The sequence below is a fragment of the Pectinatus frisingensis genome (assembly GCF_014076555.1).
GTDB classification, from domain to species: Bacteria; Bacillota; Negativicutes; order Selenomonadales; family Selenomonadaceae; genus Pectinatus; species Pectinatus frisingensis.
This window is the reverse complement of sequence record NZ_CP045424.1, coordinates 2160391-2181231: the sequence shown is the minus strand read 5'-3', so window position 1 is coordinate 2181231 and position 20841 is coordinate 2160391. Positions and strand designations below refer to the sequence as shown.

General features: G+C 39.2%; 23 protein-coding genes. 17 read left to right on the top strand and 6 right to left on the bottom strand.

Annotated features, from left to right (window positions below):
• Window positions 1-20: 20 nt before the first annotated feature.
• The 6 genes from ylxM to F8M42_RS10180 all read right to left on the bottom strand — a co-directional run bounded on the left by ylxM (window position 21) and on the right by F8M42_RS10180 (window position 3321).
• Window positions 21-362, bottom strand: a complete 342-nt coding sequence (gene ylxM / locus F8M42_RS10205; RefSeq protein WP_182186458.1) for a YlxM family DNA-binding protein — start codon at window positions 360-362, stop codon at window positions 21-23.
• Between the two features lie 129 nt (window positions 363-491).
• Window positions 492-1298 (bottom strand): TlpA family protein disulfide reductase, encoded by an 807-nt coding sequence (locus F8M42_RS10200; RefSeq protein ID WP_182186457.1) that lies wholly within the window; start codon window positions 1296-1298, stop codon window positions 492-494.
• A 14-nt stretch (window positions 1299-1312) separates the two neighbouring features.
• The gene (locus F8M42_RS10195; RefSeq protein ID WP_182186455.1) at window positions 1313-1495 is read right to left on the bottom strand and encodes a hypothetical protein; all 183 of its coding nucleotides are present in this window, start codon (window positions 1493-1495) and stop codon (window positions 1313-1315) included.
• A 17-nt stretch (window positions 1496-1512) separates the two neighbouring features.
• A complete protein-coding gene (locus F8M42_RS10190; protein ID WP_182186453.1) occupies window positions 1513-2202 on the bottom strand; it encodes a cytochrome c biogenesis CcdA family protein in 690 nt (229 codons plus the stop codon).
• Window positions 2202-2684 carry a TlpA family protein disulfide reductase gene (locus F8M42_RS10185; protein ID WP_182186452.1) on the bottom strand — a complete coding sequence of 161 codons (483 nt, stop codon included), beginning with the start codon at window positions 2682-2684 and terminating at the stop codon, window positions 2202-2204. The genes F8M42_RS10190 and F8M42_RS10185 overlap by 1 nt, the downstream gene beginning before the upstream one ends.
• A gap of 49 nt (window positions 2685-2733) precedes the next feature.
• A complete protein-coding gene (locus F8M42_RS10180; RefSeq protein ID WP_229711333.1) occupies window positions 2734-3321 on the bottom strand; it encodes a TetR/AcrR family transcriptional regulator in 588 nt (195 codons plus the stop codon).
• 720 nt (window positions 3322-4041) lie between these two features.
• Here F8M42_RS10180 and F8M42_RS10175 point away from each other — a divergent pair.
• The 17 genes from F8M42_RS10175 to F8M42_RS10095 all read left to right on the top strand — a co-directional run bounded on the left by F8M42_RS10175 (window position 4042) and on the right by F8M42_RS10095 (window position 20759).
• Window positions 4042-4395 (top strand): NADH-quinone oxidoreductase subunit A, encoded by a 354-nt coding sequence (locus F8M42_RS10175; protein ID WP_196591038.1) that lies wholly within the window; start codon window positions 4042-4044, stop codon window positions 4393-4395.
• A complete protein-coding gene (locus tag F8M42_RS10170) occupies window positions 4386-4886 on the top strand; it encodes an NADH-quinone oxidoreductase subunit B (RefSeq protein WP_182186450.1) in 501 nt (166 codons plus the stop codon). The genes F8M42_RS10175 and F8M42_RS10170 overlap by 10 nt, the downstream gene beginning before the upstream one ends.
• Window positions 4883-5356, top strand: a complete 474-nt coding sequence (locus tag F8M42_RS10165; RefSeq protein ID WP_182186448.1) for an NADH-quinone oxidoreductase subunit C — start codon at window positions 4883-4885, stop codon at window positions 5354-5356. Before F8M42_RS10170 ends, F8M42_RS10165 begins: the two co-directional genes overlap by 4 nt.
• Entirely contained in the window at window positions 5349-6446 is a 1098-nt protein-coding gene (locus tag F8M42_RS10160) for an NADH-quinone oxidoreductase subunit D (RefSeq protein ID WP_182186447.1), read from the top strand. The genes F8M42_RS10165 and F8M42_RS10160 overlap by 8 nt, the downstream gene beginning before the upstream one ends.
• Window positions 6447-6465: 19 nt before the next feature.
• On the top strand, window positions 6466-7503 hold the full coding sequence (gene nuoH, locus F8M42_RS10155) for an NADH-quinone oxidoreductase subunit NuoH (protein ID WP_407672848.1): 1038 nt from the start codon (window positions 6466-6468) through the stop codon (window positions 7501-7503).
• A 10-nt stretch (window positions 7504-7513) separates the two neighbouring features.
• On the top strand, window positions 7514-7918 hold the full coding sequence (locus tag F8M42_RS10150; protein WP_182186445.1) for a NuoI/complex I 23 kDa subunit family protein: 405 nt from the start codon (window positions 7514-7516) through the stop codon (window positions 7916-7918).
• On the top strand, window positions 7911-8420 hold the full coding sequence (locus F8M42_RS10145; RefSeq protein WP_182186443.1) for an NADH-quinone oxidoreductase subunit J family protein: 510 nt from the start codon (window positions 7911-7913) through the stop codon (window positions 8418-8420). The genes F8M42_RS10150 and F8M42_RS10145 overlap by 8 nt, the downstream gene beginning before the upstream one ends.
• Complete coding sequence (gene nuoK / locus F8M42_RS10140; protein WP_182186441.1) at window positions 8417-8728, top strand: NADH-quinone oxidoreductase subunit NuoK; 312 nt, start codon at window positions 8417-8419, stop codon at window positions 8726-8728. The genes F8M42_RS10145 and nuoK overlap by 4 nt, the downstream gene beginning before the upstream one ends.
• 14 nt (window positions 8729-8742) lie before the next feature.
• Complete coding sequence (nuoL, locus tag F8M42_RS10135) at window positions 8743-10644, top strand: NADH-quinone oxidoreductase subunit L (protein ID WP_182186440.1); 1902 nt, start codon at window positions 8743-8745, stop codon at window positions 10642-10644.
• 2 nt (window positions 10645-10646) lie between these two features.
• Entirely contained in the window at window positions 10647-12185 is a 1539-nt protein-coding gene (locus F8M42_RS10130; RefSeq protein ID WP_182186438.1) for a complex I subunit 4 family protein, read from the top strand.
• Window positions 12185-13603 carry an NADH-quinone oxidoreductase subunit N gene (locus F8M42_RS10125; RefSeq protein WP_182186436.1) on the top strand — a complete coding sequence of 473 codons (1419 nt, stop codon included), beginning with the start codon at window positions 12185-12187 and terminating at the stop codon, window positions 13601-13603. The genes F8M42_RS10130 and F8M42_RS10125 overlap by 1 nt, the downstream gene beginning before the upstream one ends.
• A gap of 244 nt (window positions 13604-13847) precedes the next feature.
• A complete protein-coding gene (kdpF, locus tag F8M42_RS13865; protein WP_182188723.1) occupies window positions 13848-13934 on the top strand; it encodes a K(+)-transporting ATPase subunit F in 87 nt (28 codons plus the stop codon).
• Window positions 13935-15638: a potassium-transporting ATPase subunit KdpA gene (gene kdpA / locus F8M42_RS10115; protein ID WP_182186435.1), complete on the top strand. Its 1704-nt coding sequence runs from the start codon at window positions 13935-13937 to the stop codon at window positions 15636-15638. It begins immediately after the preceding gene.
• 12 nt (window positions 15639-15650) lie between these two features.
• Window positions 15651-17681: a potassium-transporting ATPase subunit KdpB gene (kdpB, locus tag F8M42_RS10110; protein ID WP_182186434.1), complete on the top strand. Its 2031-nt coding sequence runs from the start codon at window positions 15651-15653 to the stop codon at window positions 17679-17681.
• A 22-nt stretch (window positions 17682-17703) separates the two neighbouring features.
• Window positions 17704-18282: a potassium-transporting ATPase subunit KdpC gene (gene kdpC / locus F8M42_RS10105; protein WP_182186433.1), complete on the top strand. Its 579-nt coding sequence runs from the start codon at window positions 17704-17706 to the stop codon at window positions 18280-18282.
• A 262-nt stretch (window positions 18283-18544) separates the two neighbouring features.
• On the top strand, window positions 18545-20101 hold the full coding sequence (locus F8M42_RS10100; RefSeq protein ID WP_182186432.1) for an ATP-binding protein: 1557 nt from the start codon (window positions 18545-18547) through the stop codon (window positions 20099-20101).
• Window positions 20070-20759, top strand: coding sequence for a response regulator (locus F8M42_RS10095; protein ID WP_182186431.1), 690 nt, complete (start codon window positions 20070-20072; stop codon window positions 20757-20759). Before F8M42_RS10100 ends, F8M42_RS10095 begins: the two co-directional genes overlap by 32 nt.
• Window positions 20760-20841 lie beyond the last annotated feature (82 nt).

Here is a 20841-nt window from a genome sequence, read left to right as displayed (position 1 = left end):
ATATTCCCCCTTTTACACAATTATGTATTCAATAAGGCTTTTATTTTATTTTCGATAGAATTAAGACGGTTTACCTGAAACCCATTTCGGAGCGAATTGATATCGGCAGCAATATCAAGTAAAGCCTTCTGGCGGGTTTTATCTTTCTGAAGAAGATTAAGATTAGCATCGTATTTTTCTAAAGTAATCTCGCAACGATGCAACATATCATAGGCTGCCTGACGTGAAATATGCAGACATGCGGCTATCTCAGACAGTGACCAATCCTGATACAGATGCATTTTTAAACATTTTTGCTGTTTGCCCGTCAACAACGAGCCATAACAATCAAATAAAGCGCTAAGCCTTAAAAAGTTGTCCAACACGTTATTCACCTCGGCAGCTGAATTAATTATGAATCATATTATATCTGATGACAGAAATTATGTCAAGGAATTTTACTTGTCAAGAAGATCAACTTAATTTGGAATAAGAGTATAAGGAATTGTCGGTTAAAACGAAATATTGCTGTTTTTATTTGATCTACTTAAAGATATTTGTGATGAAGTATATTCGTCGGTGATCTTTTTACCAATAAAAAATGTTTTATGGCTTACTTCCTGCATATAATAAAAACGATAGATTGGCAGATCTGCCGAGTCGAAAAAAGTCAATGTATCGCCAGTCAGTTTCCAACTCAATTTATTCAGACTATGTCCCCTTATTTTTCCGCCAGGCAGTAAAGTAAGTGATATTGAAGGTTTATTCGAGCCGTCTTGGAAAATCCATTTTCCTGTAATATCAGGTTGTTTCAATTGTCGTTGCGCAGTGTATTTATTTATTTCAGCTTCAAGTTGTCCGGGCGCCAGCATGCCATTGCTGCGAAATACTATTACACCGTCACTGTTGATGATGAAAGTTGTCGGAATACCTTCAAATTTGAGTTTACCAAGAAGATGTGCATATGTATTGTCATAGACAGTAGGAATTTGGTAATTATTTTGGTAAAGAAAATCGTTCGCTGTATCAGGAGTCTCAAAAGTATCTATCAGGTACATTTGTACCTGATTACCGTATTTATTATATAGACTGTTGAATTCCGGCAGTTCTTTAATACAGTAAGGGCACCATGAAGCAAAAAAATTTATAATTAAAAGCTTGTTGTTTTGCGGTTTAATGGTGGTTGGAATATTGTTGAGAGAAGGTAGAGTTATAGGTTCGAATTGTTCTGCTTCCTGGCCGGAGTATGCAAATACTGTTGTTATTGGGGATAATGCGATTATTAGGGCAGCAATCAGTTTTATGAGTATGTATTTCAATCATTTTCACCCCTTTATTGCCGAGTAGTATCGGTGCTGTCGTTGTTATGGTGTTCATCAAGGGAACAAATACCATCATGGCAGCTGTTATTGTCCTGTACATCGTACTGGGCAGCTGAAGCAGACGCGCTGCCTAAATCAGCTATGCTGGCCTGAATAACAATAAAAGCTAATATAAAAAGAATAATGCGTTTCATCTTAAAGTCACCTCAATTCATAAAGCAAATAATAAACCCAGACCTTTTTCCAGCCAGTCCATCCAGATGAAAATACTTAGAATGATGAGCAGATAGCCTACAACCTTTTGGATTAATGGCAACCATTCATAGAGCCAATGCATGCGAGGCAGATATTTTCTAAAAATAATGCCGATTACAAAAAATGGGATGGAAAATCCAAGTGAATAAACTAATAAAAATAGTATACCCATTCCAACTGTTGAGGTTGCTCCGGCATAAATGAGAATTGTGGCAAGAATAGGACCGGTGCATGGTGTCCATCCGGTAGTGAAAGCTAATCCAAGTAAAAAAGAACCCAGTGGGCCGCGAAATTTATGACGAAGAAACGGACGGAAATCTCGTCCCAATATAGAAGTGTTGAAAACTCCGGCTAAAAGCAGACCCATGATAAAAATGATGACAGCCCCAATTTTGCGGACTGTATCCTGATAATTTAAAAACCACTGCCCGACCAATGAAGCTGTAGCTCCCATCAGCAAAAATATAAAAGTAAAACCGCACAAAAAGCAGATGCTGTTGATGTAGATATTCCAAGGATTTTTTTTCTGTCCATCAACAGAATCGGCCAGAATTAACGAAAATGTCGGCAGCATAGGCAGTACGCAAGGAGAAAAAAATGACAACATTCCTGCCGCGAAAATACTGACTAAAGTTATATTGTCCATTAATGACCCCCCACTTTAGCAAGAGCATTTTTAAGTTCATCAGCTGTTACACCGCCGCTCTTTCGGTAAACGATGGTACCGTTTTTGTCAATTATAACAGTGGTTGGAATAGCTCGTACTTTGAATAGCTGTCCAATTTCTCCGCTTGTATCTAATAGAATTGGATAGGTATAGGCGTTATCATGTATAAAAGTATTCACTTTATCTGCCGGTTCCTGTTCGTCGATACCGAAGAATTCGACTTTATCGCCGTAGGTTTTATAAAATTTTTCCAATTCAGGCATCTCTTCACGGCAGGGTGGGCACCAGGTAGCCCAGAAGTTAATGACAAATACTTGTTTCGTCTTAGCTGCATTAATTTGGACCGTGTTGCCGTCGGTATCTTTTAAACTGAACTGTGGAGCTGTCTTTCCAACGGTAATACCAGTTTGACTGCTGACTTGCGTGGCAGGTTCGGCTGCTGTGTAAAAGTAGATACTCAAACACACGGCAATAATTATTAACACCGTAAAAAAAATATATCGTTTCATGCTATGCAGTCCTTTCTTTAATACCCAGCATTTTTCGCACCATATTGGCAGCATTGATCAAGGGAGTAATATCCTGTTTGTTTTTCATCAGCATGATACCACCTTCGAGCATAGCTACAATGGATTGAGCCAGAATATCACTTTGTATCGGGATCGGTAAAGCTGTGTTTTGTCGCAATTCATCAATTACAATGGTAAGATATTTAGTCCATTCGGCAAACATTTGGTAAATTTTCTCACGAAAAAGTTCATTATGTCCGCTTAATTCTATTGCCAGATTACCAAAAAAACAACCGCATTTACCGGCGTTTTTTTGGTGGATATCGATGGCGCAAAGCAGCATTTTATCAATCTTTTCTTCCGGCGGTGCAGCTGTGGCCAAATTTTCCTTGATGACACGGTTTTGCCATTTTTTAAAACAGTAATCAATGACAGTAAGACCAAGTTCTTGTTTGGATTCGAAATAATAATAAAACTGGCCTTTACCGATCTGTGCCGCTTGCATAATGTCACTTACTGAAGTCATATTGTAGCCGTTTGTATGTATTAGTTCGGCTGCCGTTTTTATAATGAAAATCTTTTTATTCAAAATATTTGCCTCCTGTAAACCTACCGGTTGGTACAAAATATTCTAGCATAATTAATTATCGAATGCAATATGAAACAGATGTATCAACATTGTTATCCCATACATATGCTGCGATGGTTAAAATCAGGCAAAAGGAACATAAATAACATATGTTCTCAGATGGGAAGCGGTGGTTGTACAAGGCACTGAAGTGTATTTATATATTTTTGCTGCGTTCACCTGGAGATTTATAAATCAGAAAAATCAAAATAAGTTTCGTTGCCATTTAGCTGGAATAACATGGAATATAGTGTTAACTATTAATGGTATTTATGATTGGTAATAATAGAAACTGATAAAAATAATTGCACAATAAAATTTTTTTCAAAATATGTTTGTGCGAAAAGTCTTACATATCAAGGATATATCACAGGGATAGCAAGAAAAATATTGTGTCGGTAATTTGTTCGAAAATGCCAGATAATCTTAGCTACAGTACGCTAAAATACTATTTATCTGCCATATTCATGCTATTGATTATTGGAAAAAAAATACAGTTTTGTTACAATATCATAAATAGGATAAATGAAAATGTAAGTGAAATATAATTCCAATATATTTGACAATATACAATATTTATATTATAAAGGAAATACTTTCAAAAAATATCAGGAATGTTTTCTTTTAAAATCAATTCCTGTTTATATAATTAATCGTAAAATTTCGAATGGAGGAAATATTATGTCGGGATTTATGAAAATGTTTGTTTTACTGCTTATTGCCGGTATTTTTCCGGTGCTAGCCATGATTGTTCCATTACTGATTGAACCACGTCGTCCTAATAGAGAAAAAAATTCTCAGTATGAATGTGGCGTCGATACTGTGGGCCGTAATGTACCACGTTACCGAATAAGTTATTTTTTGTATGCAATTATTTTTGTTGTATTTGATGTAGAGACAGTTTTTTTATTTCCTTGGGCTGTGAAATTTAATGATATAGGTTTATTTGCTCTTGCTGAAATGTTTATTTTTGCCGGTATATTGATCGTTGGTTTGGCATATGCGTGGAAGAAGGGGGCTTTAACATGGAAATAACAGATAGAGTTCCTCAGGTTTTGCGGGATAATGTGCTTATTACAAGTATCGATGGATTATTTAAATGGGCACGCAGCAATTCACTGTGGCCGCTTACGTCAGGATTGTCCTGCTGTGCCATCGAAATGATGTGCACTGCGGCGGCTCGGTTTGATTTAGCCAGATTCGGCTATGAAGTATTTAGAAATTCACCGCGTCAGGCTGATCTGTTTTTAGTGGCAGGTACATTAACATGGAAAATGGCACCACCATTGAAAAGATTGTATGAGCAGATGCCTGAACCCAAATATGTTATTGCCATGGGAAGCTGCGCTAACGCAGGAGGTCCCTTTGCCGACGCGTATTCAGTCGTTCCTGGTATTGATAAAATAATACCGGTTGATGTTTATATCCCAGGATGCCCGCCCCGTCCGGAGGCACTAATTGATGGGATGCTTAAATTGAAAGAAAAAATACGTCATCCGGAGAACGTACAGAAGGTGCAAAAATGAAAAGGAGTTATTTAAGCAGGGATAAATTGGTGGAAATAGAAAATAATCCGTTATATGATATAGATTTTGATGAGCAATTATCGAAACCGCCAGTAACTTTAAAAAAAGGTGGTTTCTTATCCTTTATGAAATTACTGAAAAACGAATATGGTTTCGATATGCTTTCAAATGTAACGTCTGTCGATTATGTTGATCATTTTGAAGTCGTTTATGATTTAGTTAACCGCAGTGAATATGAAGAATTGATGATAAAAGTATTCTTGAAGCGGGAAACTCCTGAAATACCGTCATTGATGCCGCTGTGGCCGGAAGTTGATTTTCAGGAACGAGAACAATATGATTTGATGGGGATAAAATTTATCGGCCACCCTGATTTAAGGAGAATTCTTATGCCGGATAATTATGAAGGCCATCCATTACGTAAAGATTTTAAAGCAAATTTTGACGGAAGCGGTGAGCAAAGTGATTAGGACGGAAGAATATCAATTATCAATGGGACCGGTTCATCCCAGTACACACGGTGTCTTGCAGATATTGCTTACTCTTGATGGTGAGAGGGTAGTCAAAGCTGTTCCCTGTATGGGGTATTTGCATCGTGGTATTGAAAAATTAATGGAATCTCGTAATTATTTTCAATGTATGCCATACACTGATAGACTGGATTATGTATCGGCGATGAATAATGATTTTGCCTATTGCCGGGCTGTAGAAAAGCTGGCCCAGCTGGAAGTTCCTGAACGTGCTCAATATATAAGGGTGATTATGGCCGAACTTAACAGAATAGCGAGCCATATGATTTTTATAGGTTCACTGGCTGTTGATGTGGGAGCTACGACCGGTATGATTTATCCGTTTCGTGATCGAGAATGTATTTTAGATATTTTTAATGAACTTTGCGGTGCACGTATGACGTATTCTTATATACGTATAGGCGGTGTAAAAAGTGATTTGTCGGTAAAAGTAATTGATATGATAAATGTATTTTTGAAAAATCTGTCAGCTATGATCGACGAATATAATGATTTGCTTACAGGAAACGAAATATTTCAGCACCGTTTGAAAAATACATCAGTAATAACTGCTGAACAGGCGCTGCAGCTGGGGCTGACCGGACCAATGCTGCGTGCCAGCGGAGTAAATTATGATCTGCGCAAGGATAATGCCTACAGTTCTTATGAAGATTTTATTTTTGATATACCGCTTGGAAATTCCGGAGATAATTGGGATCGGTATATCGTCAGAATGAAGGAAATGCGGCAAAGTGCCAAAATAGTAAAGCAGGCACTGGATGGATTACCGGAAGGATCGGTAATGGCTAAAGTTCCTAAGGTGCTCCGGCCGCCTAAGGGCGAAGTTTACGTGACAACTGAGGGACCGCGTGGTGAGGTAGGATATCATATTATCAGCGATGGAACGGTTAAGCCTTATCGTGTGCATATTCGCAGACCTTCACTTATTAATTTGCAGGCCTTGGATTTGATGTGCCGCGGCTATCTTGTGGGTGATGTTGTCGTTGCTATGTCTACAATTGATCCAATTTTGGGTGAAGTGGACTGTTAAGTGAGGAGGCAGGGAAAGAATGCATAGTGGACTATTAGTAATGACAGCGGATATGTTGTCTAATGGAATAGATTCATTGATTGGCAATACTTTGATTACTCAATTTATAATGGTAATACTGGAAATAGTGGCTATATTTGCAGTCATTTCTGTAGCTGTAATTATTCAGGTTTATATGGAACGTCGGGTATGCGGTTTTATTCAGGATCGTTTGGGACCAAACCGGGTCGGCCCATTCGGTATTTTGCAGACAGTGGCAGACATGATAAAGTTAATGTCCAAGGAAGATATAATACCTGCTAAAGCAGAACGAGTTTTATGGGGCATTACACCAATGCTTTTATTTATTCCGGCGGCATTGGTTTATGCTGTGTTTCCTTTTGATGACGGGGCAATCTTTACTGATTTGAATATTGGCATATTTTTTGTTTTAGCGGTTATGTCACAATCAGTGTTGATGTTTTTAATCGGCGGATTTGCTTCAGAAAATAAATATTCATTTATGGGTGGCATGCGTGCTGTGGCGCAAATGCTCAGCAGTGAAATTCCCATGGCTTTTTCGATAATGGCAGTGGTGATGGTGACAGGTTCCTTGAAAATGAGTACTATTGTTGCAGCGCAGTCGGGCACATGGTTCGCTTTTATACAGCCATTGGCGTTTATTATTTTTATAATATCAATGACAATGGAGACGAATCGCACACCATTTGACTTAGTTGAAGGTGAATCAGAAATTATTGCTGGTCCTTTTACTGAATACAGCGGTATGCGGTGGGCTTTGTTTTTCTTGGCTGAATATACGAATCTTTTGACAGCAGCCGTTTTAACAACCACATTGTTTTTAGGCGGCTGGCAGGGACCGGTTCTGCCGGGAATTGTCTGGTTTATTGTAAAAGTTTTTCTTATGATTTTTGTATTTATGTGGATAAGATGGACCTTTCCGCGTACCAGGATAGATCAGATGATGGGATTTAGCTGGAAAATTCTTTTACCATTGGCACTTTTCAATATAATTGCAACCGGTATAGGCGTTTATATTTATAATTGGATGTATTGAGGTGATTTTTATGCAGGGGAAAGGATTGCTGACCGGATTATCGGTTACGATCAGGCACTTTTTCGGTAAAAAGGTGACAGTGCAGTATCCGGAAGAAAAACTGCCGATGTCGGAAACTTTTCGTGGTGGTAAACTGGTGCTTGATCAAAAGAAATGTATTGGCTGCAGATTGTGTTCGATGGCCTGCCCAAATGAAGCGCTGGATTTAACAGTAGAAACAGATGAAAATAAAAAACGCCACATGAAAAAATATATTCATAAATCAGGTCGTTGTCTGTACTGTGGTTTTTGTGTGGAAGCCTGTCCGACAAAGGCTGTCACATGGGATAAAAATTATGCTATAGCATGTTATACCAGAACAGATCTGACTTATGATGCAGTGAAAAGTGACGGGAGGAATGAGATTCATGAATGATGGAATATTTACAGTCATGTTCTACTTGGCAGCAATAATTGCAGTGACAGCAGCCTGGGGAGTTATTTATTGTAAGAATCTGGTTCATTCGGCATTATTCCTGGCGCTTTGTTTTATTGCGGTTGCGGGACTTTATGCATTACTAAATGCAGATTTCCTTGCGGCTGTACAGATAATGGTTTATGCAGGAACTGTTGTTATTTTAATAGTGCTGGGAATAATGATGACACGGCGTGTTTCCATGGATCGATCGAATGTAATGGAAAAGAGCAGTATTCTGGGGGCAGCAGTGGTATCGTTGTTATTGCTGGTCTGTTTATTGCTGATATTTTTAAATGTTTCATTTGTCGATTCAGCGGTTAATGACATACAAGACACTGTAGGGGCTTTAGCACAATTATTGCTTACACATTATGTATTGGCTTTCGAAATTGCTGCCGTACTGTTGTTATCAGCAATGATTGGAGCTATAGTGCTGGCGAAAGGGGCTGATGAAAAATGACAGTTGGCATGACACATTTTCTTATTTTGAGTGCATTACTCTTTTGTATTGGATTATATGGTCTTTTGGTAAAAAGAAATTTATTTTCGATATTAATGTGCATCGAGTTGATGTTGAACGCCGTAAATATAAATTTTGCTGCTTTTAATTATTTTTTACCGATGCCGGATCTTTCAGGGCAAGTAATGATGATTTTTTCAATTACGGTGGCTGCTGCTGAAGTTGCAGTTGGCCTGGCACTTATTTTTAGGATTTATCATGATTTTGCAACAGTAAATATTGATAAGATAAATAACATGAAGGGCTGAAGGAAGGAAATTTTATGGAACAGTTCGCACTTACACATGCATGGTTGATCCCTCTGGTACCGGCAGCGGCGTTTGCAATAATCGGGTTGTTTTTGCAAAATTTCCACAAACTATCCGCAGCAATCGCAATTTTAGCTATTACATTTGGCTTTGTGATGTCGTTAGGTATAGCCGGGGCTGTATTTAATTTGGGGATAACTGTTGATGCACCGTTTGTTCAGCGCATAGAGTGGATAAAAATTGCCGGATTGCAGTTTGATATGGGAGTAATAATAGATCCACTGTCGGTACTGATGTTGCTGGTAGTTACTTTAGTTTCACTATTGGTGCAGATTTATTCAGTGGGATATATGAAAGGGGATAAGGGGTTTGGCAGATTCTTTTCATATATGTCTTTATTCAGTGCTTCTATGCTGGGACTCAATATATCGATAAACTTTGTACAGATGTATGTTTTTTGGGAATTGGTCGGGTTGTGTTCATATTTATTAATTGGTTTTTATTATTATCGCATTCCAGCACGAGAAGCTGCAAAAAAAGCTTTTATAACAACGCGTATCGGTGATTTTGGTTTACTGATAGGTATATTGCTTTTGCAGATGCTATTCGGTACAGTTGATTTTATTCAGCTGCGACAAGTTATTCCCGTATACTTGATGGCAAATGGAGCCGGTGTATTGACGATTATCGGCATACTTTTATTTATGGGACCTATCGGCAAATCAGGACAGTTCCCGCTGCATGTATGGTTGCCTGATGCCATGGAAGGACCGGCACCGGTATCGGCATTGATTCATGCGGCAACCATGGTAGTAGCCGGTGTTTATTTAGTGGCAAGAGCGTATTTCCTGTTTGCCTCATTACCCATATTGATGAATATAATTGCATGGATAGGGGCTTTTACGGCATTCTTTGGTGCCAGTATTGCTTTTTCTCAGCATGCAATAAAAAGAATTCTGGCTTATTCGACAATAAGTCAATTGGGTTATATGATGCTGGCATTGGGTGTTGGCTCGTTGACAGCTTCTATGTTTCATTTGATGACACATGCTTTTTTTAAGTCATTGCTATTTCTTTGTGCCGGAGCGGTAATGCATGCTGTCAATGAAGAAGCCGATATCTTTAAAATGGGCGGATTGCGCAGGAAGATGCCGGTAGTATTCGTGACGATGACAATTGGGGTGCTGGCGATATCAGGGTTACCGCCTTTTTCCGGTTTTTTCTCTAAGGATGCTATATTGGCAGCGGCTGCACATGTAAGTATGCCGCTTTATTTGATCGGTATTGTGACAGCGTTTATGACAGCTTTTTATATGGCAAGATTACTTTTTCTGGTATTTTTTGGAGAAAGCAGACAAAAAGAAGTACATAAAGTGTCCCGCTTTATGCAGTTACCATTGATTGTCTTGGCAGCTTTGGCAGTCGTCAGCGGTTTAGGTGGATATGTGTATAATTTTGGAGACTGGGTAAGATTTGGTCCGCCTGTTGTCGAACATATGGACTGGCTGCTGGCGTCGACATCGACGTTATTGTCATTGCTGGCCTTTGTCTTAGCCTGGAATATTTATGGCAGCAAGCGCTGGTCATCCGACATCATTGCCAAGAAACTGGGAATAATTTATACAATTACATTCAATAAATATTATATTGATGAATTTTATGCATTGCTTTGTCGAATTTTTATTGATGGAATCGGCAAAATAATGTATTTTATTGATTTATATATTATTGATGGTACAGTTAATGCTGTATCGGCACTGGTCTTACTGTTTAGTAAACTCTTGTCGAAGTTCCAGACTGGGCAGGTGCAGCGTTATGCGGCTGTATTTGTCTGTGGTGTGGTTATCCTGCTGCTTTGTACGATAATGTACCTTGATAAAGTAAATGGTGTGTTAGCTGCGGGAGGTGCTTTTTGATTATGGATTTTCCATTGTTGACGATAATTCTGGTCATACCGTTGCTGGCAGTCGGACTGTTGATGTTTATACCACCTTCTTCTTTTAAATCTGTAAAGGTAGTTGCAGCAACGGCAATGTGTATCAGTCTTGGACTGACAATATATGCTTATGTGACATATGACAGCTCTATCGGCGGGATGCAGTTTACTCAAAGCATTCCATGGATAAGTGACTTGGGAGTATCTTATTCCGTTGGTGTAGATGGTATATCACTGCCGATGTTGTTTTTGACTAATGTGATCGGTCTGGCGGCGGTGTTTAGTTCATGGAATATAAATGTGCGGCCTAAAGAATTTTTTATTTTGCTGCTGATTCTTATTACCGGGGTAATGGGGACGTTTGTTGCCTGTGATTTATTCATATTTCTGCTTTGCTATGAATTAGTTGTCATTCCCATATATATTATGGTCATAATATGGGGGTCGACTAAGCATGTGACTAAAGAATATGCCGGGATGAAACTTACTATATATTTGCTGATGGGCTCGGCTTTTATGTTAGTGGGAGTTGTGGCACTGTATCTGCAGGCATTCCCGGCGGAACTGCGGACTTTTGATATAGCGGCTTTGTCTAATGCTCACCTATATGGAACTTTAAGTCAGTCTTTTCAAATTATAGTATTCTTTTTATTGTTATTAGGTTTTGGTACATTACTGTCAATGTTTCCTTTTCACACATGGTCTCCTGATGGATATGCGGGCGCTCCGACTGCCGTATCGATGATTCATGCCGGAGTATTAAAAAAGATAGGCGGTTATGGGCTTATCAGGCTTGGCCTTCTCATATTGCCGGCCGGTGCAAAATTTTGGGCACCACTTATCATAATACTGGGATTGGCCAATGTTATTTATGCTGCTTATATAGCAATAGTACAAAAGGATCTAAAGTATGTGGTCGGTTATTCTTCTGTATCGCATATGGGCTACGTATTACTTGGATTTGCTGCTTTAAACACAATAAGCCTGACAGGTGCTGTAGCTAATATGGTGGCTCATGGGATAATGAGCGCATTATTTTTTGCGGTAATAGGTTATGTATATGAAAAGACTCATATGCGCAGTGTTGATCAATTGCGTGGTATCGCTCATCAAATGCCGCGTATTTCTATTGGATTTATGTTGGCAGGAATGTCATCTGTAGGTCTGCCGGGCCTTATTGGATTTATACCGGAATATACCATTTTTCTTGGCTTGTTCAAAGTGTATCCGTTTTTGGCTATGCTCGCTGTGTCAGGCATCGTTTTTACGGCTATTTACATTCTCCGGGTATTGCAAAAAGTATTGTTCGGTCCGCGTGATTATGGTTTGGATAAGTACAAGGATGCTAAGGGAGCAGAATTAGTGCCGTTGTTTTTATTGGGCACGGTATTGGTGTTATTTGGTTTATTCCCACAGCTGTTGATGGGTGTGATAAATAGTGGTGTTGCACCGCTTGGACCATTTTTGCAGGAATTAAATAATGTACCCTCGTTATTAGTCACGTTAGGGGGAATATGGTAATGAATTTTTATGTTATATATCCGGAAATTACAGTTTTGGTATTAGCTTTGCTGCTTATTTGTGCTGATTTGATCCTGCCAGCCGCTGAAACACGCCGTAGTTTGGGATATGCAGCAATAATGATATTGGGTGGATTGTTTATCAGCTTGTTTTATCAATATCATATTGACGGTTCGGTATATTTTTATGATAATCTGTTTTATTTTGATAACTATGCAATATTTTTCAAGCAATTGTTTTTGGCAGCTGTAGTTATGACGATATTATTCTCATTGGATTATGCTGAGAAACTTAGATACAGCGGTGAATACTATGCCATGATATTGTTTGCTTTGATTGGTATGATGGTTCTTGCATCAGCTAATGATTTTTTGACAATGTTTGTCGGCTTGGAACTTATGACAATTAGTTTTTATGCACTTGCCGGTTTTCGTTTGGATGATAAGAAATCTGCTGAATCAGGAATAAAATATCTTATCATTGGGTCGGTATCAACAGCAGTGACATTGTACGGAATAAGTCTGCTTTATGGTATGGCACACAGCTTGGATTTTTCAGTTATTGAAAAGACCTTCAATGTTTTTTCACCATTGGGGGTGGCCGGGATGGCAATGATTGTGGCTGGGATGTTCTTTAAAATGTCGGTTATACCATTTCATATGTGGGCACCTGACGTTTATGAAGGAGCACCAACACCGGTTACCGGTCTTTTAGCAATGGGGTCTAAAGCAGCGGCTATCGCAGTTTTTATTCGTATTTTATTTACGGCATTTTTGCATATTACTGATTATTTTATGCCGGTGCTGGCGGTTTTTTCAGCAATATGTATGATCGGCGGTAATATTGCGGCAATAAGACAGAACAATATCAAACGTATGCTGGCTTATTCATCTATAGCACAGGCTGGTTATATGATAGTTGGTATTTGTGCGGCTACGCCGCAGGGAATTAAAAGTGTTATGTTTTATGCTTTTTTGTATGTACTGGCCAACGTTGGTGCATTTGCGGTTCTATCAGTAGTTGACTGTCAAAATAATGGAACTGAATATAAAAATTTGTCTGGATTGTCGCAAAGTGCTCCTGTACTGGCAATGGTAATGGCAATATCATTGCTGTCAATGGGTGGAATACCACCAACAGCAGGTTTTACCGGTAAACTATACCTGTTTACCGCAGTGGTGGAAAGTGGCTATGTCTGGTTGGCCTTTATTGGATTTATCATGTCGATGATATCGGTATATTATTATTTAAAAGTTGTCCGGGTGATGTATCAGGGCAGTCCTGATAATAGTATTACTGTTTCGGGTTCAATACGTGCAGTGGTTTTGATAAGTGCTGTAGCTACTATTTTATTTGGGATATGGCCGCAGTATCTGTCGATACTGACGGACTTTGCCGCATTTACCTTTTTGCGCTGACAAAAATTTATCGTCATGTGTTTTTAGCAATAATAATAGAAGAAAGTCATTTGCTAGGATTTTAGGCATCTGTCTGTGGGTTATCCGCGGACAGATGCCTTTTTTGCTTGAATAATGTTTAAGTTCTGTCATTTATAAGCTTTTTATATTTAACAAAAGCATTTTTATACATTTTTTATATACTTAGTGATAATCTTTAGTTGCAGCAAAATAAAAAACTTTATAAAGAAAGAGGAGATATTATATGGGAGATTTATTATTAGGCGGTATAGTGACTATTGTGCTGCTATGTTACCTTGTCTATGTTTTATTGAAACCGGAGGAATTTTAAATGTTGAAAGATATGATATTATTTTTGCTGTTTTTTTTGGTTTTATTTTTATTGGCAAGACCGTTGGGTAAATATATAAGTAAAGTTTTTACCGGCGAAAAAACCTGTTTTGATAAAATCATGCGGCCAATAGAAAAAATTATCTATAAACTCGTAGGTATAGATGAAAATCAGGAAATGACCTGGCGACAATATGCCGCAGCGGTAATTTGGTTTCATGTGTTCAGTTTTTTGGCAATCTTTTTAACGGAATTGTTCCAAGGTAATCTGCCGTTGAATCCGGCCAATGAAGGCAATGTATCATGGGACCTGGCACTCAACACTGCGGTGAGTTTTATAACTAATACTAACTGGCAGGCGTATAGTGGCGAATCGACAATGAGCTATTTTACACAGATGACTGAACTGGCAGTGCATAATTTTCTTTCGGCAGCAACTGGTATTTCAATAGCCATAGTGTTGATCCGCGGACTTACGAGAAAGACTACAAAGTTATTAGGTAACTATTGGGTAGATATGGTGAGAGGAACATTATGGGTATTATTGCCGTTGTCTATAATATTGTCACTGATATTCGTAGAACAAGGTTCAATACAGAACTTTGCATCCTATGTTTCGGCAGCGACGATCGAAGGTGGGACACAGACAATAGCGATGGGACCGGTCGCTTCTCAGGAAGCAATAAAATTATTAGGAACAAACGGCGGTGGTTTTTTTGGAGCCAATTCGGCGCATCCGTTTGAAAATCCGACGGCATTGACCAATTTTTTGCAGGCATTGGCAATTTTTTTAATCCCGGCTAGTCTATTATTTACCTTGGGGCGAATGGTAAAAGATAAAAAACAGGGACATGCAATTTTGGCTGCCATGACGATATTATTTGTGCTTTTTCTGGGAATCATTTACGTAAGCGAATATTATGGCAATCCCAATGTCGCGGCCCTTGGTATAAATGGTTCAAATGTCATGGAAGGGAAAGAACTGCGCTTTGGTTTAAGCGGTACGACACTGTTCAGTGCAGTTACCACGGCAGCATCCTGTGGTGCCGTAAATGCCATGTTTGACAGTTTTACTCCTATTGGCGGAATGATCCCAATGCTGCAAATAATGCTTGGTGAAATAATATTTGGCGGCGTGGGCAGCGGGTTGTATGGTATGCTGGTTTATGTATTGTTGTCAGTATTTATCGTCGGACTTATGGTAGGGCGTACACCGGAATATTTGGGCAAGAAAATTGAATCACACGAGATGAAAATGGTCATGCTGGCTGTTTTGATTCCGGCAATTTGCATTTTATTCGGAAGCGCGGTGGCAGCATCTACCGATGCCGGTATGAGTGCAACGAATAACAATGGGCCGCATGGTTTGACAGAAATGCTCTATGCGTATGCCTCTTGCACGGGGAATAATGGTAGTGCTTTTGGTGGACTCAATGCCAATAGTACTTTTTATAATATAACGCTGGCAGCGGCAATGCTGCTTGGAAGGTTTGGTGTCATTTTACCAATACTGGCAATTGCCGGCAGTCTTGCCAAGAAAAAAATATCACCTGTTGGTGCCGGTACATTTCAAACACATGGGCTGCTGTTTATCGTATTATTATGTGCGGTTGTTTTGATTGTCGGTGCATTGACATTTTTACCGGCACTGGCATTGGGACCTATTGCTGAACATTTGCTGATGCTGCAAGGGCAATTGTATTAAGGAGAGATTTTTATGACAGACAGTCTTAATTTAAATAAGGAAATGTTATTTACTGCCGTTAAACAGGCCTTTGTAAAACTGGACCCGCGCGTTCAGGTAAAAAATCCGGTCATGTTTATTGTTATGGTCGGGGCTGTTATAACAACAGTGTTTTTTATTCGTGAACTGGTAAGCGGGGCGATGCAGGAGGGCTGGTTTGAACTGCAGATTGCATTATGGTTGTGGTTTACGGTTTTATTCGCCAATTTTGCTGAAGCACTTGCTGAAGGACGGGGGAAAGCGCAGGCACAGGCATTAAGAAAAACACGAACAAATACCTTCGCCAAAAAAATAATTGGCAATGATCGTGAAAAAGTATTGGCGTCCTCGTTGAGAAAAGGTGATATAGTTTTTGTCGAACCGGGAGATATAATTCCCAGTGATGGTGAAATTATAGAAGGAGCCGCCTCAGTAGATGAAAGCGCAATTACCGGAGAATCCGCTCCGGTAATACGTGAGGCCGGCGGTGATAAGACATCAGTGACTGGTGGAACCAAATTATTGTCTGACTGGCTGAAGATAAGGATTACGGCCAATCAAGGAGAAACTTTTCTCGACCACATGATAAGCTTGGTAGAAGGTGCTAAAAGGCAGAAGACTCCCAATGAAATTGCACTGACAATACTATTGGTCGGATTGACAATAATATTTTTGGTGGCAGTTGCTACAATAGAGCCGTTTGCTATTTATTCGTCAACAGAAATTTCTGTGGCAGTGTTGATTGCCTTATTGGTCTGTTTGATACCAACGACAATCGGTGGTTTGTTGAGTGCCATTGGTATTGCCGGCATGGATCGATTGCTGCGTCATAATGTACTTGCAATGTCCGGACGTGCAGTAGAAGCCGCCGGTGATATTGATGCTTTATTATTGGATAAGACGGGTACTATCACTTTAGGAAATCGCATGGCGGTAAAATTTATTCCTGCCCCTGATGTTTCTACAGAAGAACTTGCCGATGCGGCTCAGATATCATCATTGTCGGATGAAACACCTGAAGGCCGCAGTATCGTGGTCTTGGCCAAACAGTTATATAATATTCGGCAGCGTAACATGGAAGAGCTGCAGGCAAGGTTTATTCCTTTTTCGGCTCAGACAAGAATGAGTGGTGTTGATATCGGAGATACTGAAATACGCAAGGGTGCTATGGATGCCGTATGCAGTTATATAGAAAATCAAGGTGCAACATTACCGGATCAGGTACAGACAGACTGCGAACAAATAGCTCAGGATGGTGGAACACCGTTGGTAGTGGCTGAAAAGAACAGGGTATTAGGAACAATATATTTGAAGGATGTAGTAAAAGGCGGTATTAAAGAACGTTTTAATGAACTTAGAAGAATGGGAATAAAAACCGTTATGATTACCGGCGACAATCCGCTTACCGCGGCAACAATCGCTGCCGAAGCCGGCGTAGATGATTTTCTGGCTGAAGCTACTCCTGAAACAAAATTAAATTTGATTCGTGATTATCAGGACAAAGGCATGCTGGTGGCAATGACCGGTGATGGAACTAATGATGCTCCGGCCCTGGCTCAGGCTGATGTGGGAGTCGCGATGAATAGTGGCACACAGGCAGCAAAGGAAGCTGGCAATATGGTTGATCTTGACAGTAATCCGACAAAATTGATTGAAGTTGTCGAAATCGGTAAACAGCTTTTGATGACGCGCGGCTCATTGACGACTTTTAGTATAGCCAATGATGTAGCTAAATATTTCGCGATATTGCCGGCTATATTTGTCACCGCCTATCCACCGTTAGCTATTTTGAATATCATGAATCTGTCTACACCTAAAAGTGCTATTTTAAGTGCAGTTATTTTTAATGCATTGATCATTATTGCATTAATCCCACTGGCGTTGCGCGGTGTCAAATATAAACCATTGGGAGCAAATATCATATTGCGGAAAAATTTGCTGATTTACGGATTAGGAGGAATTATTATTCCTTTTATCGGCATTAAAATAATTGATATGATTCTTGTTCTTTTGAGGCTCAATTAAAAGCTGCGGAGGAGTTGTGCTTATGTATAAATCATTAAAAAATGCGCTGTTGCTGTTAATAATGCTTACAGTTATCACCGGTGTTTTTTACCCATTAGTAATAACCGGAATAGCTCAGCTTATATTTCCCAGACAGGCGAATGGTTCGCTCATAGTGAGAGATGGACAGGTGGTTGGTTCTTCTCTGCTTGCCCAGAATTTTACCAGACCAGAATATTTTCATCCCCGTCCTTCCGCGGCCGGACAGGATGGTTATGATGCTGCCGGTTCGGCTGCGACTAATTTGGGACCTACAAGCCAGAAACTTATGGACTCCCTGAAGAAAACAGCTGATGACTACCGTCAGGAAAATAATTTGTCTGATGAAGTAGTTTTGCCTTCTGATGCTGTGACATCGTCAGGCAGCGGACTGGATCCGGAAATTTCCCTGTCGAATGCTTATATGCAGATAGCAAGAGTAGCCGAAGCCAGGGGAGTTTCTACTGACAAAATAAGAAATATTGTGGATGAATATGCAGATAGTTCTATATTGGGAATACCTGGTGAAGAACGGGTAAATGTTTTGCTGCTGAATTTGTCATTGGATGATATGAATAAATAATTTAAAGGGCTGTTACACGTAAATGTTTTAATTCATAGATGTTTTGCAATATGCCGTTTCCTTTGTACATCTTTAACAGGGTGGACAAGAGCATAACGATGTTGCGCCTTTATGAGTTCAATACCATTCGTGCGGCAGCCCTTATTAAATTGAAAATAAAATAAGTGTTTAATGATTCATTGAATAAGAGTGAAAACTATGTAATAATAACAGGTAAATTATACAGACGATTATAAAAAAGGCAACTGGGGAGAGATTGTAGATGATAAAAGAAGGTGATGATGATATTGTAAAACCATTGGAAGAAAAAAAGAAAAATGGTTTATATCCTTATTTGACAGGATTTTTATTAATAATTTTAATTACGTTAATATGCTGGCATGTGGAAGCAGGTAATTTAGTCAATATAACAATGCTTTATCTTCTGCCTGTTTTATTGACAGCGTTTTGGTGGGGTCGCTGGCCGTCATATTTTACGACAATTTGCACGGTTTTGGTATATGATTTTTTATTTGTTCCGCCTGTTTTTAGTTTTAGTGTAGCCGGAATAGAATATATATGGACATTTATTATATTTTTGTTTGTGGGATTCATAGCTGGAGGACAAACAGAGAAACTGCGGAATAAAATTTGGCTTGCCGAAAAGCAATCAATGGAAATACGGTCATTGTATGAATTCAGTAAAGAAATGGCAGCATTAGTAGATTTAAAGAAAATAATAGAAAAGTTTGCCGACACAGCCTCGCAGGTATTGGGTAATGGTGTGGTCATTTTCCTACCAGATGATGAAAATAAGATAAAAATTGCGGCAAAGGCAGGACTTGGTACGACTAAGGGATTTTTTAATGAATATGGCACGGCATTATGGGCATTTGAACATGGACAACCGGCAGGAAAATCAACAGCAGTTCTGCCTGCTTCAAAGTTTTTTTTCTTACCGTTGAAAGTAAATAATAAAGTAGTTGGTGTATTGGGAATTGAAGTGGTTGAAAATATCACACTGGAACAAAAACAGCTTATTAAAGCTTGGGCGACAATGGCAGCAATTGCTGTGGAACGGGTTCGTTTAACTGAAGAATCAAATAAACTGGTACTGCTGGCGGCTTCAGAACGTCTGGGAACAGCACTTTTCAATTCTATATCACATGAATTGAAAACACCATTGGCAGCAATTATGGGGGCAATATCGGTATTGACTGAGAAAAATATTGTCGTATCGGAAAAAATTGTAAAAAATTTGTATGACAGTATAAAAAACGGTGCCCAAAGAATGGAACGTATTATCAATAATCTACTGGATACGGCACGTTTGGAAAGTGGTACGATGAAGATAAAAACGGACTGGTGTGATATAGAAGATATAGTGGGAACAGCACTACAGCGTTTGAATGAAATTTTGCAAAATCGTAAAATAGTTTTGAATATGGCTAAGGAATTACCACTTATTCGCGGTGATTGTGTACTTTTAGAACAGGTACTGGTGAACCTGATCGATAATGCCAATAAATATTCCCCTGCAGATAAAATTATTGCTGTTAGTACTGATATGAGTGAAACCGCTGTGTTGGTTTCGGTTACTGATTACGGTGATGATATTTCTGAGCCGGACATGAAGAATATTTTTACTAAATTTTATCGTGGCAGTCATGCAAAAACTGTTTCAGGGACAGGGCTGGGATTATCTATTTGTAAAGCAATAATTGAAGCTCATCATGGTAAAATTTGGGTGACTAATTTGCCTGCGGGCGGGAAAAAATTTATGTTTACACTGCCGAGGGAGATAAAAAATGAACAGTCTGAAGGTATTGATAATCGATGATGAAATAGAGATAAGGAGGTTAATAAAACTTTCTTTGACGACACAAAACTACACAGTATTGTCTGCTGCTACTGGAAAAGAGGGGATTGAAAGTGTATTGCTTGACAGGCCGGATATTATTCTGCTTGATTTGGGGTTGCCGGATATCGATGGCAGTGAAGTGATAATACGGTTACGCAGTCGGGTCGATATCCCAATAATTGTTTTATCGGCACGCGATCAGGAGGAAGCAAAGATAGCTGCACTTGATTCAGGGGCAAATGATTATTTAACTAAACCATTTGGTGTCGGTGAACTGCTGGCGCGGATAAGAGTGTGTAACAGAACATACTTGCGTTCAGATGATGAAGAGGTATTGCAGTTAGGAGATTTGAGCATAAATTTACTGCATTGCCAAGTGTTTTTGCGCGGTCAGGAGATACGTTTAACCCCGATTCAATATGATTTACTGAAAACTTTGGCGCAAAATGCCGGTAAAATACTTACACATCGCCAGATACTTAAAAAAGTCTGGGGAGTAGAAAGCAATGACCTCCAGTATATCAGGGTATACATCGGGCAGCTGCGCCAAAAAATTGAAGAGAATCCGGCCCGTCCCAAATTTATAATTACTGAACCGGGCATAGGATATAGGATGATGTTTGAAAATGTAACATAACAGGATTCTGTATATTATATTTACTCAATATCTTTATACAACATTAATAACATAGGCATTTTTCTAATGCGATTTTTATTTT

Bases quoted from the DNA above. Each gene is read 5' to 3' on its own strand.
- F8M42_RS10195 (WP_182186455.1), bottom strand. From the start codon at position 1,495: ATGAAACGCATTATTCTTTTTATATTAGCTTTTATTGTTATTCAGGCC.
- F8M42_RS10190 (WP_182186453.1), bottom strand. From the start codon at position 2,202: ATGGACAATATAACTTTAGTCAGTATTTTCGCGGCAGGAATGTTGTCA.
- F8M42_RS10175 (WP_196591038.1), top strand. From the start codon at position 4,042: ATGTCGGGATTTATGAAAATGTTTGTTTTACTGCTTATTGCCGGTATT.
- F8M42_RS10170 (WP_182186450.1), top strand. From the start codon at position 4,386: ATGGAAATAACAGATAGAGTTCCTCAGGTTTTGCGGGATAATGTGCTT.
- F8M42_RS10165 (WP_182186448.1), top strand. From the start codon at position 4,883: ATGAAAAGGAGTTATTTAAGCAGGGATAAATTGGTGGAAATAGAAAAT.
- nuoH (WP_407672848.1), top strand. From the start codon at position 6,466: ATGCATAGTGGACTATTAGTAATGACAGCGGATATGTTGTCTAATGGA.
- F8M42_RS10150 (WP_182186445.1), top strand. From the start codon at position 7,514: ATGCAGGGGAAAGGATTGCTGACCGGATTATCGGTTACGATCAGGCAC.
- F8M42_RS10145 (WP_182186443.1), top strand. From the start codon at position 7,911: ATGAATGATGGAATATTTACAGTCATGTTCTACTTGGCAGCAATAATT.
- nuoK (WP_182186441.1), top strand. From the start codon at position 8,417: ATGACAGTTGGCATGACACATTTTCTTATTTTGAGTGCATTACTCTTT.
- nuoL (WP_182186440.1), top strand. From the start codon at position 8,743: ATGGAACAGTTCGCACTTACACATGCATGGTTGATCCCTCTGGTACCG.
- F8M42_RS10130 (WP_182186438.1), top strand. From the start codon at position 10,647: ATGGATTTTCCATTGTTGACGATAATTCTGGTCATACCGTTGCTGGCA.
- F8M42_RS10125 (WP_182186436.1), top strand. From the start codon at position 12,185: ATGAATTTTTATGTTATATATCCGGAAATTACAGTTTTGGTATTAGCT.
- kdpF (WP_182188723.1), top strand. From the start codon at position 13,848: ATGGGAGATTTATTATTAGGCGGTATAGTGACTATTGTGCTGCTATGT.
- kdpA (WP_182186435.1), top strand. From the start codon at position 13,935: ATGTTGAAAGATATGATATTATTTTTGCTGTTTTTTTTGGTTTTATTT.
- kdpB (WP_182186434.1), top strand. From the start codon at position 15,651: ATGACAGACAGTCTTAATTTAAATAAGGAAATGTTATTTACTGCCGTT.
- kdpC (WP_182186433.1), top strand. From the start codon at position 17,704: ATGTATAAATCATTAAAAAATGCGCTGTTGCTGTTAATAATGCTTACA.
- F8M42_RS10100 (WP_182186432.1), top strand. From the start codon at position 18,545: ATGATAAAAGAAGGTGATGATGATATTGTAAAACCATTGGAAGAAAAA.
- F8M42_RS10095 (WP_182186431.1), top strand. From the start codon at position 20,070: ATGAACAGTCTGAAGGTATTGATAATCGATGATGAAATAGAGATAAGG.